Source organism: Saccharopolyspora dendranthemae, assembly GCF_007829955.1.
GTDB lineage: Bacteria > Actinomycetota > Actinomycetes > Mycobacteriales > Pseudonocardiaceae > Saccharopolyspora > Saccharopolyspora dendranthemae.
Map to the genome: position 1 here is coordinate 252640 of NZ_VIWX01000001.1, position 15829 is coordinate 268468.

Here is a 15829-nt window from a genome sequence, read left to right on the forward strand (position 1 = left end):
CGCACGAACGCACTCCGCGCATGTCCGTTCACTCAGCCCCTATCCCTGACGGGGACCAAGGATGGAGGCTCATGAACCAGCAGTTCCCGGGCGAACCAAGGCGAGGGCCGTGATCAGTGCGCTCGCGCCTTCTTCGACTCCTGCGACAACTCGGGCAAGCGCGGTCCTGATTCCAGAACGACGTTCACGGTCTCCTGCAACGAGCCGGGGCTCCGGTGCTCCCGCGCAGCGCGCACACCGGACCAGCCGGGCCCGCACAGCAGCAGGGACGGGCACAGCTCGCCGACCGCATCGAGGTCGACCTTCCGAGCGGTCCGCGCGGCGTGGGCCCACACGACCACGTTCCTGGGCCGAAGTTTGTCGACCGAACGGATCAGCACGTCCGCCGGTACGCGAGCGCCGAGAAATCGAGAGGCGCAGTCGCGCCAGGCGAGCGCGGCCTGCAACGCTTCGAGCGGAAGGCTGTGCTGCTCGTCAGGAGCGCACGCCAGCAACGCCGGCAGTCGACCGTGCTCGGGCGCAGGGCGCACACCGTGCAGAGCGGCGAGGATTCCTGCTGACGCAGCATGTTCCACCTCGACGATACCGTCCGCGCCCCGCTCGAAGCTCTCGCCGATGCTGCCCAGCAGGGGCATGAGAAGCTCTTCCCAGGTGGCCAGCGCACCGCGCTGCACCAGGCGCTCCTCGACCCGCTCCCGGATCGCTGCCACATCGAGCCGGGTGGCGGCCCGAGCCAAGCCGCGCACGGCCCGGTCGACCCGTCCCACCGCCAGGGCTCCGGTTCCCCCACCATCGCGCGCCGGTTCGGGATCAGATCGCGATTCCAGGACCACGCGTGCGGCGGCAGCCAGTGGTACTCCTTCGCCCATCAGCGCCAGCATGCGTCGAAGACGTGCCACGTCCTCGACGGTGTATCGGCGGTGCCGACCCGGATCGTGCTCGCTCGGCCCCAGACCGTAGCGGCGGTCCCAGCTGCGCAATGTCGGCACTGCTACGCCGAGCTGCCTCGCCACCGCACCAGCGGTCAACACCACCCCCGGCGCACCAGCCATGAGAATAAGCCTTCCGAACATCTGACGTGCAACGACACCAGCAAGCATAGTTGCATCGCTTGTGCACTGTTCGGGAGTGTCCTGATCTTTGTGTGTGGGGCGGTGATCCGACAGGCTGGAAGCGTCCGCTTTCGGCTGGAAGGGGATCATCGTGACCGATGACGACACGACAGCAGCGCAGGATGGCGAACCCGACGAGAGCGCCTCGGGTGGGTTGGATGTGCAGCTGGCCAGGGATTTGATCGAGCGAGCCCAAGCCGAGGGCGTGTCCCTGGTGGGCCCGGACGGACTGCTGGCCGGGGTCACCCGGACGGTGTTGCAGACCGCGCTGGAAGCCGAGATGACCGAACACCTCGGCTATGACAAGGGCGATCCCGCCGGCCGCGGAGCTGGTAACCACCGTAATGGCAGCTCGGCGAAAACGGTGCGGACCGAGGTTGGGCCGGTGCCCATCGAGGTCCCGCGGGACCGGCGGGGTGAGTTCGAGCCGCAGATCGTGCCCAAACACGCTCGCCGTATCCAAGGTTTCGACGAGGCCATTATCTCGTTGTATGCCAAGGGCTTGACCACCGGTGAGATCCAGGCGCACTTGGCTGAGATCTATCAGACCGAGGTGTCCAGGGACTTGATCAGCCGGGTCACCGACCAGGTCGTCGACGAACTCAAGGTCTGGCAGAACCGGCCACTGGATCGCGTGTACCCGGTCGTGCTCATCGACGCGATCCACGTGAAGATCCGGGAAGGCCAGGTCACCAACCGACCGGTCTACGTCGTGGTCGGCATCAACTGCCAAGGCGAACGCGACGTGCTCGGACTCTGGGTCGGCACCGGTGGTGAAGGAGCCAAGCAGTGGATGAGCGTGCTCACCGAACTGAAAAACCGCGGTGTCGCCGATGTGCTCATCGCCTGCTGCGACGGCCTCAAGGGACTTCCTGAGGCGATCAACGAGGTCTGGCCGTTGGCCACGGTGCAGGAATGCGTGGTGCATCTGGTGCGGGCCAGCCTGCGTTATGCCTCCCGGGCTCATTGGGGTGCGATCACCAAGTCACTGCGCACGGTCTACACCGCCCCGACCGTCGAGGCCGCCGAAGAGCGGTTCGACGAGTTCGAGCAGGTCTGGGGCGCGAAATACCCGGCGATCATCCGGTTGTGGCGCTCGTCGTGGGAGCAGTTCACACCGTTTTTGGCGTTCCCTCCGGAGATCCGAAAGATCATTTACACCACGAACGCCGTGGAGAGTCTCAACGCCCGGTTCCGTCAGGCCACCCGCCGGCGCGGGCATTTCCCGTCCGAGCAAGCCGCGCTCAAGGTGCTCTACCTGGTCATTCGCTCACCGCAGCGCAACCGGACTAACGTCACCGGGCGGACGCACGGCTGGAAACAGGCCCTGAACACCCTCGTGATGTTCTACGGCGACCGGATCAGCCTCAACTAGAAACCGACCACCGCCTCACCCACGAAAAATCAGACAGACCCCACTCAGAGTGGGTGTCCGCGTTGTCGGTAGTGGCAGTGTCGGGCTTGGTGTTGGCGTCGTCGGCGCCAGCGTGACCAGGACCAGACGTGCTCGGCTGGGTGTGGTGTTCGGGTGACGAGGTTGATCAACAGGCGGCGGAGCTCTGCTAAGGTGTAGTCGATCATGCCTTGTTCGCTGATGCTGGTTCCCCTTTTGTCGCAAGGGTTCTGGCCACGGCCAGCCATGCGAGGGCGAGCATCGACAGGGTGGTGTGGGCGTACCAGGCTCGCCAGGAGCGTGCCTGGTAGTGGTCGAGTCCGGCTTCGTTTTTGGCCTGTTGGAAGCATTCCTCGATATGCCAGCGGGATCCAGCGATCCAGGCCAGGTCGAGCAGCCGGGACCGGCGGGGCCCATAGGCGAGGTAGTAGGCGATCTCGTTGGGGTCGCTGATCGAGCGCCGCGCCAGCAGCCAGCGGCCCCGTCCGGGCGGCCAGCCGGCGCCCAGCGGCACGCGAGCCCAGTCGTAGATGCGTGGCCCGTGGGCACCGGCCCCGACCGACAACCGCCGCCAGGATTGCTCGGACAGTCCGTTGATGAGCTCGTCGGCCCGGTGCTTGTCACCGCAGGTGGTGGTCAGGGTGTCGTTACGTTTAGTGGCCAGCACGTACGCCGCGTCTTGGGCTTCGAGCCACTCCCGCAGGTAGGGGACTTGCCCATATGCCTCATCACCGGTGACCCACGAAAACGGCACCCCGGCGTCGAACGCCCGGGCCAGCATGGCCTGGGCCTGCTGGGGTTTGGTGGCGAAACCGACCTCGTCGGGTATCCCGGCCGCTCGGCAGCGAGTCCGGTCGTCGGTCCACGACCTGGGCAGATACAGCTCCCGATCGATCAATGCATGCCCGGACGCCGAAGCATAGGTCAGGAAGGTGCCGATCTGGCAGTTCTCGGTGCGCCCGGCCGTGCCGGAGTACTGACGCTGCACCCCGGCCGAGCGGGTGCCCTTCTTCAGAAACCCCGTTTCGTCGACGATCAACACACCCTCGGGCTCGCCGAGATGCTCGATGACGTAGTCGCGTACGTCGTCGCGAACCCCGTCCACGTCCCAGTCCGCCCGCCGCAACAGCCGCTGCATCCCATCCGGGCTGACCTCACCGGCCTGCTCGGCGATGGTCCACCCGTTCTTCCGCTCCAGCCCCGCGACCAGGCCCGACACGTACTCACGCACCCGCGCACGCGGCTCCGACCGCACGAACCGGCCCGCGATCCGCGCATGCACCCGCTCCAATTCCACCCACAGCACATCCAGCACCACACCCACCATGATCCACTACCGACCCACACGAGTGCCGTTGCAGTATTAAAGGCCCCCACGCCTGTGAACGACCATGCTGGGTCGCCTGACACCACGCGTCCCAGACCAATCCACCCGCATGTATTCCCAGTTCACAGCGGTGGCTAGCCTGTCCTGCCAACGTGTCCCAGGCGGCACTCCGACGAGACAGGTGGGACGGCAGAGAAGGCCCGCCTTCACGGCTACACCGGCAGCTGAAGCCGTGTGGTTAGCGAGCAACTCCCTCCTCGGACACAGAATTACCCCACGGGTTTGACCTTGGGGTCCTGGATATCAGCTGAGGCGAGGCTACGGTCTCGCCTCAGTCGCGTCTACGGCTGTTGTCGCAGTTCGCCGGCCTGGCGCTCGGCACTTCGACCGCGCCAAGGTTGTTCGCGGCACCCGGCCCGTGCCCTTGGTCCGCACACCGGAAAAGCCAGCTGTGTTCCGCTGGGCGGCAGCAGTGTGGGCGCCGTTTGCGCCTGGTGTTCTTCGAGTATCCAGTCCGGGCCGAGGTAAACGATCATCAACCCGTTCACGCGAAGATGCTCGGCCACCTCCTCATCGCCGCCCTCCGAGCTCGACCAACGATTGGCAACCGCCCACAACCGAGCGGGATCATGCGCGGGAACAGATCCACACCCGCCCCGGAACAACACCATGATCATGGTCCCGCCGCAGTCAGATGACGTCTCACGAGGACGCATCACGCTCTCGGAGGCCGGGCACCAGATCGAAAGTTCGCTAGTCGGGTCTACTTCGCCGTCGGCGTGCTCACGTACTCCTCGCCGGCCCTCGACGTCGGCCTGGATCTGCGCGGCTAACGGACGGACGCTCGGAAGGTGCCCGGTGGCAGGCCGGTCCGGTGCTGGAAGAACTTGGCGAAGTTGGTCGGGTCGGCGAAGCCCAGGCGGGTCGCGATCGAAGTCGCGGGCAGGTCGGCGTGCGCGAGCAGCCGTTTTGCCTCGAGGGTGACGCGGCGGTCGATGAACTCCTTGGCGCCGACACCGGCCGCGGTCTGTGTCGCCCGGCTCAGCGTGCGGGCGGAGTAGCCGAGCGCGGCGGCGTAGTCCGCAACCTGCCGAGTGCGGGCGAAGTCCTGTTCGACCAGGGCGCGGAACCGGACGAAGGTGGTGTCGTCTGCGCTGACCGGCTGAGCACACAGCGCTGCCACCCGCACCGCGACGACGGCGAGCAGATTGCGCAGAACCTCCCGCCGGGAGTCCACCGGCAGGTCTCCCGCATCGGTGAATTCCGCGGCCAGGTGAGCGACGGCCCGCTGCAGCGCGTCCGTGCCGGGGTCCGCGGCAGCGGCGACGGCGCGGCCGAACGGGTCGTCCAGCCGTGCGGCGGCCGCAGTCGCAGGACCGACCGAACTGGCCTGGAACACCGCCAGCACGCCGTCGGCCGCGGTCAGGTCGCCGAACTGCTGGACCTGCCCCGGTCGCACCCACAGGACCGAACCCGCGGCGACCCGGTGCGTGGTGAAGTCCACGCTGTGCCGCAGCGTGCCGCGGGTGACCGCGAAGAGCAGGTGGAACTCCGGGCGCTGAGGTGCGCTCAGGTCGGCAGAGCCGGCGCGGGCCGCCAGGTCGGCGAGCGTCATCACCTCGAGCCCGGGCAGCGGCGTGCCCTCAGGCGGCGCGAACCCGATCAACGGGATCGGATGTCTGTTTTTCACCATGACTGGTCGGCATTCTACCTGTCCGAACACTCAGATCGACGGAAAACTACAAACCAGGAACCCCCAAGAAGGAGCAGAAATGGCACACATCGCCGTCTTCGGAGCCAACGGAACGATCGGCAACCGCATCGTGGCGGAAGCCCTGAGCCGCGGACACGAGGTCACCGCGGTCGTCCGCAACCCGGCCAAGATCAGCACGGAGCACGAGAACCTGACGGTCAGCGAGGGCAACGTGCTCGACCCCGCGTCGGTGGCGACCGCAGCCAAAGGCCAGGACGTACTGGTCAGCGCAGTCGGTGGCGGCGACGGCCCGAGCACCATCGCCACGATCAAGCCCGCGGCCGAGGCGCTCGTGGCCGGCCTCCGCTCGCTGGACACGGACGCACCCCGGCTGATCGCCGTCGGCGGCGCCGGCTCGCTGCGCACCCCGGACGGCAATCAGGTGTGGGACGCCGAGGGCCTTCCCGAGTTCCTGCTGCAGATCATGCACGCACACGGCGACGCCCTCGACTACTACCGCACGGTCTCCGACGTCGAGTGGGTCAACGCCACGCCGCCCGCCACCATCGAGCCGGGCGATCGCACCGGGACCTACCGCACGGCCACCGACGACCTGCTGACCGACGACGCCGGGGACAGCCGCATCTCCACAGAAGACTTCGCCGTCGCGGTCGTCGACGAGATCGAACGACCGCAGCACACCGGCCGCCGATTCACCGTCGCCTACTGAGCCCGCATTCCTACCAGCCAGCGGTTGGCCAGCACGGCGGTGGCTGTCCGGGAGCGGCCGGCGACGGCGGTGCCCAGGTCGCGTTCTCGCTGTTTCCCGACTTTGAGAATTTCAGCGAGCTCACGCCGGGTGAGCACCACCTGCCCCCGCTCGAGGCGGTGGTCGACCAACTCGTCGCGTGGAGCTGTGCCCTTGCTCCGCTCCGCGTCGATGCCGCGGCGGCCTGACCACCGCCGCCGCCCACAGCGCCGCAAAATTCTGAATCGTCGAAGAAGGGAATCAGCATGTCCAGCAGTTCAAGCCCGTTCGACACCGCCACGGCATACGGAATCGCGTTGCAGGCCAGGGACAAGTCCAGCATCCTGGCCCTCTACACCGACGATGCCGAGATCGTCCCCGACCAGATCCCTAGCTTGTCGGGCCGGGCAGCCATCTCCCAGTTCTACGACGACACCTTCGCGGCCATCTCCATGAAGGTAGACCTGCAGATCGTCGACGTTGTAGAGCACGACGGGATGGCGATCGTCCGCTCCGAGCAACCGGTCGATGTCGTTGACGTCGCAGGCGGCCAAGTGACCAAGTCCTACTTCCGCGAATTGTTCGTGCTGAAGAACGACGACGGCTCTTGGAAGATCTTCAAGTACATGTTCTCGCAGAACCTCGCCCAGGCGCCCACGGACGTTCCGCCTCACGCACGCTAAGACGCGGCGGGAATGCGGGAGAAGGCACGGAAACCAGAAGACCTCGGCCGACTGCGGCTCGAACCGCCAACCGTCGGCGACATCGACGGGGTCCTCGCCCGCTACGAATCCGATGCGACAACGTATTACCAAGGCACCACCAGCATCGGGTTCGATGCGCTCGGCGCAGCGTACGAGGTGACGCTTGCCGGAAACAGCTGCCCGCGTTCCCCGCAACTTAACTCACGCCGGCGCCCCCGGACTTCCGAGGTCGGGGGCGCCGGCGTGTCCGCGCCGGGTCGGGTTTCGTCTCGCCCGAACCGCCTCGATCAGTCCAGTGTGACTGGCGACCGTCAACAGAACCGAAACCTGGCCCCATTCAACGAAACCGTCCGTTATTCCGGATGTCTTCGTTCGGAAATCACCGGTGGCTGGAATGGTTCCCAACAGCAGCGACGAGGCGCTCCCTCGAACCCCTGCTCCTGGAGGACCAATGCCCGAAATGCATTTCCAAGTGCGTTGGCCGGACGGTGCGGTCCAGCAATGCTACTCCCCATCCACGATCATCGAGGACTACCTCGAAGCTGGTGGTGTCTACACCGTCGCCGACTTCGTCGAGCGAAGCCGGCAGGCGCTGGAGATCGCCAGTGATCGCGTGCGGGCCAAGTTCGGCATGGGCTGCACCGCCGCGGCCGGTCAGCTGGCCGAGATCACCGCGACCTCCGACGGCCATCGCGCCGACGACCGGGTCACCGTCGAAGCGCTGATCCACCCGCCCGGGAGGACGTCATGAGCCTCACCGACATTCACTACCCGGTCGTGGTGGTCGGTGGCGGGCAGGCAGGACTGTCCGCCAGCTATTGCCTGCAACAACGGGGAATCCGGCACGTGGTGTTCGAAGCCGAGCAGCTGGGCCACGACTGGCGGTCCCGCCGCTGGGACTCGTTCTGCCTGGTCACACCGAACTGGCAGTGCGCTCTGCCGGGGTTCGCCTACAAGGGCGCGGACCCGGATGGCTTCATGGTGCGAGACGAGATCGTGGCTTACCTGGACAGTTACGCCGAGTCCTTCGGCCCGCCGCTGGTCGAAGGCGTGCGCGTCACCAGGCTGCGGCGCACCGAGACGGGCACGTTCCTGCTGGACACCACCGCCGGGGAGCTCACCGCTGAGCAGGTGGTCGTCGCCACCGGCGCCTACCACGTGCCCAGCACACCGCGCATCGCCGAACGCGTTCCGGCCCGGATCACGCAGCTGCACTCGGCTGATTACCGCAGTCCCGATGCGCTGCCACCGGGCGATGTGCTGGTCGTCGGCAGCGGCCAGTCCGGCGCGCAGATCGCCGAGGACCTGCACCTCGCCGGGCGGGGCGTGCACTTGGCGGTGGGCAACGCGCCTCGGGTGGCGCGGTTCTACCGCGGGCGCGACTGCGTGGCGTGGTTGGACGACATGGGCCACTACGCCAAGAGCATCGACGAGTTCGCCGATCCTGCCCAGGTGCGCAAGCGGGTCAACCACTACGTCACCGGGCGTGACGGCGGGCGTGACATCGATCTGCGCCGGTTCGCGTCCGAGGGCATGCGGCTCTACGGTCATCTGCTCGATGTCGACGACGGCAGAGCTGGTTTCGGCGACGACCTGAAGTCCAACTTGGACTCCGCGGATCAGGTGATGGAGTCCATCAAGGATGCGATCGACGCCCACATCGATGCGCGTGGCATCGACGCTCCTTCCGAGGCTCGGTACGTGCCGGTGTGGGAGCCCGACCCGGCGACCGATCCGTGCGAGTTGGACCTGGTCGCAGCGGGGGTCACCTCGATCATCTGGTCCACCGGGTTCCGGCCGGACTACACCTGGATCGAAATTCCAGTGTTCGACGGTCGCGGCTACCCGACGCACTGGCGCGGGGTCACCAGCGCTCCCGGCCTGTACTTCCTCGGGCTGCCCTGGCAGTACACCTGGGGATCCGGCCGGATGGAAGGCGTGGGTCAGGACGCGCACTACCTCGCCGAGCGGATCGACGCGGCCCGCCGCATCACCGACGTGTGCGGCACGCTGACCGGCCCGCCGTCGTCGCTGTCCACCGCACCCCTGATGAGCTGAGGAGAACGGTGAACGACCGACTGGTCTTCGACGCCCACCGGCACCTCGGCGTGCTGCCCGCATACCCCTTCTACGGTGGCCCGGCCATCAATCCGGATACCACCGCGCGGGCGACGGTCGACCAACTTCTGTCCGATCTGGATGCCGAGGGAACCGAACGGGCCCTGGTTCTGCCGAACTACGGCGTGCCGGATCCCGACGTCGCCTTCGCGCACAACGAACTGGTCCTGGAGGCCGCGCAGCGCGACGAGCGGGTCCGCGCCGGACTGTGGGTCTCGGCGCGGCCCGAAGATCGGGAGCGCACGGCCAAAGCCCTGGCCTTGGCGGGCGAACGGGGTGTCCGGGCGTTGAAGCTGAGCTTCCTCCTCGGTGGCTCGCCGACGGCGCCTGAATGCCGTCCGCAGCTGGACGAGATCTTCGCCGTCGCCGAGCGCCACGACCTGGTGGTGCACGTGCACACCTCGCCGGGGGCGGCTTCGGACATCGATCAGGTGGGAAACCTGGTCGAGTGGTACGCCGACCGGGTGCGGGTGCACCTGGTGCACTTCGGCGGCGGCATGAGCGGCCACATCAAGCTGGTCGGCTCGCGGTTCTTCGACTGGATCGCCGCCGGCAAGCACGTCTACACCGACCTCTCCTGGGCCATCGGGTTCGCCCCGCACTGGCTGGCTCGGGAGATCGAGCACCGCGGCATCGGCCACGACCGCGTGCTCTTCGCCAGCGACCAGCCGTGGGGCGACTTCCCCGGGGAATACGCCCGAATGCGCGCCGCGGCAGGTGATGGCGAACTCGGCGATCTCGTGTTCCGCGAGACCTTCGCCGCGCTCTACGACTGAAATCCCCGCAACCAGAGGAGACAACCATGTCCGAGGCCGTCGATCTCACCGACGTCGAGCAGAAGTCGCGCGAGGAGATCCCGCACCCGTCGTTGCCGGAGGGTTCCAGCATCTACGGGTCGACCAAGGTATTCCCCGACTACCAAGCTGAGAACGGCGAAACCTACTTCACCCTCGTGCACGGCATCGCGCACGAATCCTCGGTCAGCTTCGTGGCCGTGCTGCAGGCGACCCGCGCGCTGCGCAAGGGCTTCGAATCGGCCGTCTACTTCTACGGACCGGGTTCGCTGAACTGCCTGGCCACCCGCGGATTCCCGACCACGGGCAACTCCGCGTTCCCCGGTGAGCACAACATCAACAATCAGCTCAAGACCTTCATCGCCGAGGGCGGCAAGGTCTACTGCTGCCGATTCGGCCTGTCGCTGCACGGCGCGCGGGAGGAGGACCTCATCGAAGGGGTCATCCCGACTCACCCGCTGGACGTGCAGGACGCGATCATCCACTACGCGCGCAAGGGCGCGATCATCAACTCCACCTACCAACTCTGAGGTCCTGCCCTCGCGCGTGCTGCGAGGCGGGACCTGGAGAGAGGCCCGCCTCGCAGCGAGCGCCGACGTTTTCCGGAGGTGTGTCGTGAGCGTGGGTACCGAACGGACACGCAACAGCACGACAGTGGACGTGCGGATCACCACCCGCGCGGAGCTGGCCCTGCGCGGGGTGCGGCTGGACGCCGAGGTCGCGCGACCGGCGGGCGCGGGCCCCAGCGACGACGGGCACGTCCTCGTCGACGGTGCCAACGCCGCGCTGCCCACCAATCCCGCCAGCCCGTACTCGGTGCGTGACGGGCGGGTCTGGCTGGGCGAGGAGGACACCGGGATCGAGCTCTCCCCCGTGCGCAGACCGAAGTTCTACGACCTGACCACATCGGACGGTGTGCGCTACGAGCAGATCGCCCGGCTGCACGGGTCCGACGTGCTGGCCACGACCGTCGTGCAGACCTGCATCCGCTACGCCGAGTCGGACCGCTGCCGGTTCTGCACCATCGAGGAGTCGTTGCGCGGTGGTGCGACGGTGGCAGCCAAAACACCAGCTCAGCTGGCCGAGGTCGCTGAGGCCGCCGTCCGGCTTGACGGCGTGCGGCAGATGGTGATGACCACCGGCACCACCACCGGCCCGGACCGCGGCGCGCGCAACCTGGTGCGCTCGGTGCGCGCCGTGCTGGAGGCGGTTCCGGGACTGCCGATCCAGGTGCAGTGCGAACCACCCGGTGACCTGCGCTGGATCGGTGAGCTCAAGGACGCGGGCGCCACCGCGATCGGCCTCCACGTCGAGGCGCTGGACGAGCAGGTGCGGCGGCGATGGATGCCCGGCAAGTCCCAAGTCCCGCTGACCGAGTACGAAGCCGCGTGGGACGACGCGGTGCGCGTGTTCGGCCACAACCGGGTCTCCACCTACTTGCTGGTCGGGCTGGGAGAGGACCCCGACGAGCTGATCGCCGGCGCCGCCGGGCTCATCAAACGCGGCGTCTACCCGTTCGTCGTCCCGTTCCGCCCGATGGCGGGCACGCTGGCGGCCCGCGACGGCCTCGGTGCACCGAGTGGTGAGCTGCTGAGCTACGTCACCGACGCGGTCGCCGAACTGCTCAAGGCCGCTGGGATGTCGGGCGCCGATCAGGGTGCGGGCTGCGCGGCCTGCGGTGCCTGCTCGGTGCTCAAGACGGCGGGCGGGTGAGGACGTGATCGCCTACGAGGAACTGCTCGCCCCCGGCAGCGGTCAGGTGCCGGACATCCTGTCGCTACTCGGCGACCGCGCGAGCCTGGCCAGGCGCCCGGCGTTCCGCATCGAACCCGCCGACTCCACGACCCTGCCCGCCTACCAGAGGCTGCGGCACGAGGTGTTCGTGCGGGAACAGGGTCTGTTCACCGGCACCGATCGGGACGACCGCGACGACGACCCCCGCACGGTGGTGCTGGTGGCCCGATCCGCCGACGGCGATGTGCTCGGTGGCGTGCGGCTCGGCCCGGCGACCGACGGCCCCGATCTGGGCTGGTGGCAGGGCGGACGGCTGGCCGTCGACGGCCGGGCGCGCGGTACCGGCGGGATCGGCGCGGCGTTGATCAGATCTGCCTGTGCGCATGCCGAGACCGCGGGAGTCCTGCGGTTCGACGCGGCTGTTCAGGTCCGCAACGAGCCGTTGTTCGACCGCCTCGGGTGGCGGCGGGTCCGCGAGGTCGAGGCGGCCGGTGAGCCGCACGTGCTGATGCGGTGGCCGGTGCGCCGGATTCAGGACCTCGTCGAGGGCACCAAGGCCGCGCTGGGACCGCTGCTGGCCACTGCCGCAGGGCTTCCGAAAGCTCTCGGGGGCCCGGGTTTCGTCGGTGACGACGGTGCTCCGGTGCCGGGCAGCGACCTGGTGGCGGCCTGCGACGCGATCGTGCCCGCCATGGTCGAACGCGACCCGGACTGGGCGGGCTGGTGCTCGGTGCTGGTCAACATCAACGACCTGGCGGCGATGGGTGCCGAACCGGTCGGTTTGCTCGACGCGCTCGGAGCCCGCAACACCTCGCACGCCACCCGGCTGCTGACCGGGCTGCGGCGCGCCGCCGAGGCCTACGGCGGCATCCCACTGCTCGGCGGGCACACCCAGCTCGGCGTGCCCGCATCGCTGTCGGTCACCGCGCTCGGCCGCACCACCAGCCCGGTACCGGGCGGTGGCGGTCGTCCCGGTCACGAGATCCGTCTCACCGCCGACCTCGGCGGCCGATGGCGGTCCAACTACCCAGGGCGGCAGTGGGATTCGACGAGTCATCGGCGAACCCCCGAGCTGCGAACGATGATCGGATCGGTGGCCGCCGCGCGACCGGCGGCGGCCAAGGACGTCTCGATGGCCGGGATCGCGGGCACCCTAGGCATGCTCGCCGAAGCCGGTGGCTGCGGCGCGGTGCTGGACGTGGCGCGAATTCCGCGTCCCACCGGAGCGACGGTGGCGGACTGGCTGACCTGCTTCCCCGGCTTCGCGATGCTCACCGCCGACGGAGCAGGCAACACCCCGCCACCGGCGGGACCGGCCACCAGCGCGGTGTGCGGCGAACTGGTTCCGGGCAACGGTGTCGGGCTGCGCTGGCCCGACGGGGACATCACGGAAGCGGTCACCTCGACGGTGACCGGATTGGGGAACGCGTGAGCACGCTGCGAATGGCCGCCGTCGCCGCCGAATTCGGCCGCGACCTGGAACAGGACTTCGTCATCGTCGAGAAGCTCATCGACCAGGCGCGAGCAGCCGGTGCCGAGCTGCTGGCCCTGCCCGAGGCCTGCCTCGGCGGCTACCTGCTCAGCCTCGACGGCGCCGGTGATGACCCCGGACCGCCCGCGCTGGCGCTCGACGGACCGGAGATCCGGAGGCTCTCCGCGCTGGCCCGGGAGATGACGGTGGTCGCCGGCTACTGCGAACAGGCCGGTGACCGCCGCTTCAACAGCGCCGTGTGCGTCAGCGGCGACGGGGTGCTGGGAAACCACCGCAAGGTGCACCAGCCGCTGGGCGAGAACGCCAGCTACGACTCCGGCGACGTCTTCGGTGCGTTCGACACGCCGGCGGGGCGGCTGGGCATGCTGATCTGCTACGACAAGGCCTTCCCGGAGGCGGCGCGGGCGCTGGCGCTCGACGGTGCCCAGATCGGGGTCTGCATCTCGGCCTGGCCGGGCTCGCGCACCAACGCCGCCGCCGACCTCGCGGAGGACCGCTGGAAGCGGCGGTTCGACCTGTTCGACCGCGCCAGGGCTCTGGAGAACCAGGTGGTGTGGCTGTCGGCGAACCAAGCCGGGACCTTCGGTTCGCTACGCTTCGTCGGCAGCGCCAAGGTCGTCGACCCGGGCGGCGACGTGCTCGCCGACACCGGTGTCGAGGCAGGAATGGCGGTCGCCGAGGTCGACGTCGCGCACGCCCTGGAGGCCGCCCGTCGCCACATGGGCCACCTCCGCGACCGGCGCCCGGACACCTACCCCGCAGGAGCACGCATTTCATGAGCACGGTCCGCATCGGAGCGGCCGCCGCCCACTTCGGGCGCGACCTGGAGTTCGACCTGGCCCGCATCGCCAAGCTCATCGACGACGCCCGCCAGGCCGGAGCCGGGCTGCTGGTGCTGCCCGACGCCGCGCTCGGCGGCTACTTGGCCGACCTCCGCCACCCCGACCCCGACGCGCTGCCCCCTGCGCTCACACCCGATGACCCAGTGATCCAGCGGGTCGCCGCGCTGGCCGCCGAAATGGTCGTGTGCTTCGGCTACAGCGAGGACGGCGGCGACGCCCGCTACAACGCCGCGGTCTGCGTCAGCGGCGACGGCGTGCTGGGCAGGCACCGCAAGGTGCACCTGCCTGCCGGCGAGGTCGCTGCCTACTCCCCCGGCGAGAGCTTCGACGCCTTCGACACCCCGGTCGGCAGGCTGGGCATGCTCATCGACTACGACAAGACCTTTCCGGAATCAGCGCGGTCGCTGGCCCTGGACGGCGTGGAGATCCTGGCATGCCTGTCGGCGTGGCCGACCAGCATCACCAACCGCGCTCCCCGGATGGCGCAGGACCGCCAGGCCAAGCTCTTCGACCTCTACGACCAGACCCGGGCAGCCGAGAACCAGGTCGTGCTCGCCTCGTCCAACCAGACCGGAACCCTGGGCGGTATGCGCTTCCTCGGCCAGGCCAAGGTCGTCGGACCGGGCGGCGACATCCTGGCCCGCACCTGGTCGAAAGCCGGACTTGCGGTCGCCGAGGTCGACGTGGCCGCCGAGATCGAACGCGCACGACGAGTGCTGCGGCACCTCGATGAGCGACGACCGTCCGCCTACCGAGGAGGTGCCGTGTGAAGATCGCGCTGCTGAGCTACTCGACGAAACCCCGTGGCGGCGTGGTGCACACCCTCGCTTTGGCCGAAGCCCTGGCGGCGGCCGGTGAGAACGTGACGGTGTGGACGCTGGGACGCGGTGGCGACACGGGGTTCTTCCGTCCGGTCGACCCCGCGGTGCGGCTGCGGATCGTGCCCTTCCCCGACGGCCCGGACGACGAAACAGTCGGCGAACGGGTGTTGCGCTCCATCGACGCCTTGGGCGCGGCGTTCACCCCCGACGCCTACGACGTGGTCCACGCCCAGGACTGCATCAGCGCCAACGCCGTCGGCGACTGCGTGCGCACAGTGCACCACATCGACCACTTCACCACGCCCGAGCTGGCTGCCTGCCACGAGCAGGCCATCGTCACCCCGCACGCACACGTCTGCGTCTCCCAGGCCGTGGCCGGCGAGCTCGCCGACGGATGGGGCATCAAGGCCGAAGTCATCCCCAACGGAGTCGCCTACGAGCGGTTCGCCACCACCACCGAAGCAAGCCGTCGGCGCTGGAAGGATCGGCTGGGCCGCTACGTCCTGACCGTTGGCGGCATCGAGCCGCGCAAAGGTTCGCTGGATCTGCTGGAGGCCTACGCGCAGTTGCACGAGCAGAACCCGGACGTGTCGCTGGTCATCGCCGGGGGCGAAACTCTCTTCGACTACCGCGACTACCGGCAGCGCTGGGAGGCCCGCGCGGCCCAGCTCGGCATCGAACCGGTGGTGCTGGGACCGGTCGACGAGGACGAGCTGCCCACGCTGGTGGCCTCGGCCGACGCATTCGCCTTCCCGTCCACGAAAGAAGGATTCGGTCTGGCCGCCATGGAGGCGCTGGCCGCAGGAACTCCCCTGGTGGTGCGGGATCTGCCGGTGCTGCACGAGGTCTTCGGCGGCACAGCCCGATTCGCCGCCACCCCGCACGCCTTCGCGACCGAACTAACCCACGCGCTCACCGATGACGATCCCGACCGGCGCGCAGCAGGACGGGTGCTGGCCGCCGCCCACACCTGGCAAGCAGCGGCCGAGCGCCACATCGCGTTCTACGGGACGCTGATCTAGATGGGGTGATCGGATCGTCGAGCAAGGCC

Annotated in this window: 15 protein-coding genes; 12 read left to right on the forward strand and 3 right to left on the reverse strand. The window is 68.5% G+C overall.

Annotation, left to right across the window (positions count from 1 at the left end; translation table 11 throughout):
- Positions 1–113: 113 nt before the first annotated feature.
- The gene (locus FHU35_RS01160) at positions 114–1052 is read right to left on the reverse strand and encodes a MerR family transcriptional regulator (RefSeq protein WP_186459208.1); all 939 of its coding nucleotides are present in this window, start codon (positions 1050–1052) and stop codon (positions 114–116) included.
- Between the two features lie 214 nt (positions 1053–1266).
- Between FHU35_RS01160 and FHU35_RS01165 the strand changes: the two genes are divergently transcribed.
- The gene (locus tag FHU35_RS01165; RefSeq protein ID WP_145737879.1) at positions 1267–2487 is read left to right on the forward strand and encodes an IS256 family transposase; all 1221 of its coding nucleotides are present in this window, start codon (positions 1267–1269) and stop codon (positions 2485–2487) included.
- Between the two features lie 202 nt (positions 2488–2689).
- Here FHU35_RS01165 and FHU35_RS01170 read toward each other — a convergent pair whose 3' ends face one another.
- Together FHU35_RS01170 and FHU35_RS01175 are read right to left on the reverse strand one after the other, a co-directional pair.
- Positions 2690–3823 carry an IS701 family transposase gene (locus tag FHU35_RS01170; RefSeq protein ID WP_145735802.1) on the reverse strand — a complete coding sequence of 378 codons (1134 nt, stop codon included), beginning with the start codon at positions 3821–3823 and terminating at the stop codon, positions 2690–2692.
- Positions 3824–4661: 838 nt separating this feature from the next.
- Positions 4662–5525, reverse strand: coding sequence for an AraC family transcriptional regulator (locus tag FHU35_RS01175; protein ID WP_145735804.1), 864 nt, complete (start codon positions 5523–5525; stop codon positions 4662–4664).
- Positions 5526–5604: 79 nt separating this feature from the next.
- Between FHU35_RS01175 and FHU35_RS01180 the strand changes: the two genes are divergently transcribed.
- From FHU35_RS01180 to FHU35_RS01230, 11 genes are all read left to right on the forward strand, one after another.
- On the forward strand, positions 5605–6255 hold the full coding sequence (locus FHU35_RS01180; RefSeq protein ID WP_145735806.1) for an NAD(P)-dependent oxidoreductase: 651 nt from the start codon (positions 5605–5607) through the stop codon (positions 6253–6255).
- Between the two features lie 284 nt (positions 6256–6539).
- Positions 6540–6956: a YybH family protein gene (locus FHU35_RS01185; protein WP_145735809.1), complete on the forward strand. Its 417-nt coding sequence runs from the start codon at positions 6540–6542 to the stop codon at positions 6954–6956.
- 472 nt (positions 6957–7428) lie between these two features.
- Positions 7429–7728: an MSMEG_0570 family nitrogen starvation response protein gene (locus FHU35_RS01190; protein WP_145735812.1), complete on the forward strand. Its 300-nt coding sequence runs from the start codon at positions 7429–7431 to the stop codon at positions 7726–7728.
- Complete coding sequence (locus FHU35_RS01195; protein WP_145735815.1) at positions 7725–9035, forward strand: MSMEG_0569 family flavin-dependent oxidoreductase; 1311 nt, start codon at positions 7725–7727, stop codon at positions 9033–9035. Before FHU35_RS01190 ends, FHU35_RS01195 begins: the two co-directional genes overlap by 4 nt.
- 8 nt (positions 9036–9043) lie before the next feature.
- Complete coding sequence (locus FHU35_RS01200; RefSeq protein WP_222429254.1) at positions 9044–9871, forward strand: amidohydrolase family protein; 828 nt, start codon at positions 9044–9046, stop codon at positions 9869–9871.
- Between the two features lie 26 nt (positions 9872–9897).
- Positions 9898–10419, forward strand: coding sequence for an MSMEG_0572/Sll0783 family nitrogen starvation response protein (locus tag FHU35_RS01205; protein ID WP_145735816.1), 522 nt, complete (start codon positions 9898–9900; stop codon positions 10417–10419).
- Positions 10420–10504: 85 nt separating this feature from the next.
- A complete protein-coding gene (locus FHU35_RS01210) occupies positions 10505–11602 on the forward strand; it encodes an MSMEG_0568 family radical SAM protein (RefSeq protein ID WP_246110002.1) in 1098 nt (365 codons plus the stop codon).
- 4 nt (positions 11603–11606) lie between these two features.
- A complete protein-coding gene (locus FHU35_RS01215; protein WP_246110003.1) occupies positions 11607–13055 on the forward strand; it encodes an MSMEG_0567/sll0787 family protein in 1449 nt (482 codons plus the stop codon).
- The gene (locus FHU35_RS01220; protein WP_145735818.1) at positions 13052–13894 is read left to right on the forward strand and encodes a carbon-nitrogen hydrolase family protein; all 843 of its coding nucleotides are present in this window, start codon (positions 13052–13054) and stop codon (positions 13892–13894) included. Before FHU35_RS01215 ends, FHU35_RS01220 begins: the two co-directional genes overlap by 4 nt.
- On the forward strand, positions 13891–14727 hold the full coding sequence (locus FHU35_RS01225) for a carbon-nitrogen hydrolase family protein (protein WP_145735821.1): 837 nt from the start codon (positions 13891–13893) through the stop codon (positions 14725–14727). The genes FHU35_RS01220 and FHU35_RS01225 overlap by 4 nt, the downstream gene beginning before the upstream one ends.
- Positions 14724–15800 carry an MSMEG_0565 family glycosyltransferase gene (locus FHU35_RS01230; protein ID WP_145735823.1) on the forward strand — a complete coding sequence of 359 codons (1077 nt, stop codon included), beginning with the start codon at positions 14724–14726 and terminating at the stop codon, positions 15798–15800. The genes FHU35_RS01225 and FHU35_RS01230 overlap by 4 nt, the downstream gene beginning before the upstream one ends.
- Positions 15801–15829 lie beyond the last annotated feature (29 nt).

Coding starts and splice junctions, on each gene's coding strand:
- FHU35_RS01185 (WP_145735809.1), top strand. CDS start 6,540: ATGTCCAGCAGTTCAAGCCCGTTCGACACCGCCACGGCATACGGAATC.
- FHU35_RS01195 (WP_145735815.1), top strand. CDS start 7,725: ATGAGCCTCACCGACATTCACTACCCGGTCGTGGTGGTCGGTGGCGGG.
- FHU35_RS01225 (WP_145735821.1), top strand. CDS start 13,891: ATGAGCACGGTCCGCATCGGAGCGGCCGCCGCCCACTTCGGGCGCGAC.
- FHU35_RS01160 (WP_186459208.1), bottom strand. CDS start 1,052: ATGGCTGGTGCGCCGGGGGTGGTGTTGACCGCTGGTGCGGTGGCGAGG.
- FHU35_RS01205 (WP_145735816.1), top strand. CDS start 9,898: ATGTCCGAGGCCGTCGATCTCACCGACGTCGAGCAGAAGTCGCGCGAG.
- FHU35_RS01175 (WP_145735804.1), bottom strand. CDS start 5,525: ATGGTGAAAAACAGACATCCGATCCCGTTGATCGGGTTCGCGCCGCCT.
- FHU35_RS01180 (WP_145735806.1), top strand. CDS start 5,605: ATGGCACACATCGCCGTCTTCGGAGCCAACGGAACGATCGGCAACCGC.
- FHU35_RS01190 (WP_145735812.1), top strand. CDS start 7,429: ATGCCCGAAATGCATTTCCAAGTGCGTTGGCCGGACGGTGCGGTCCAG.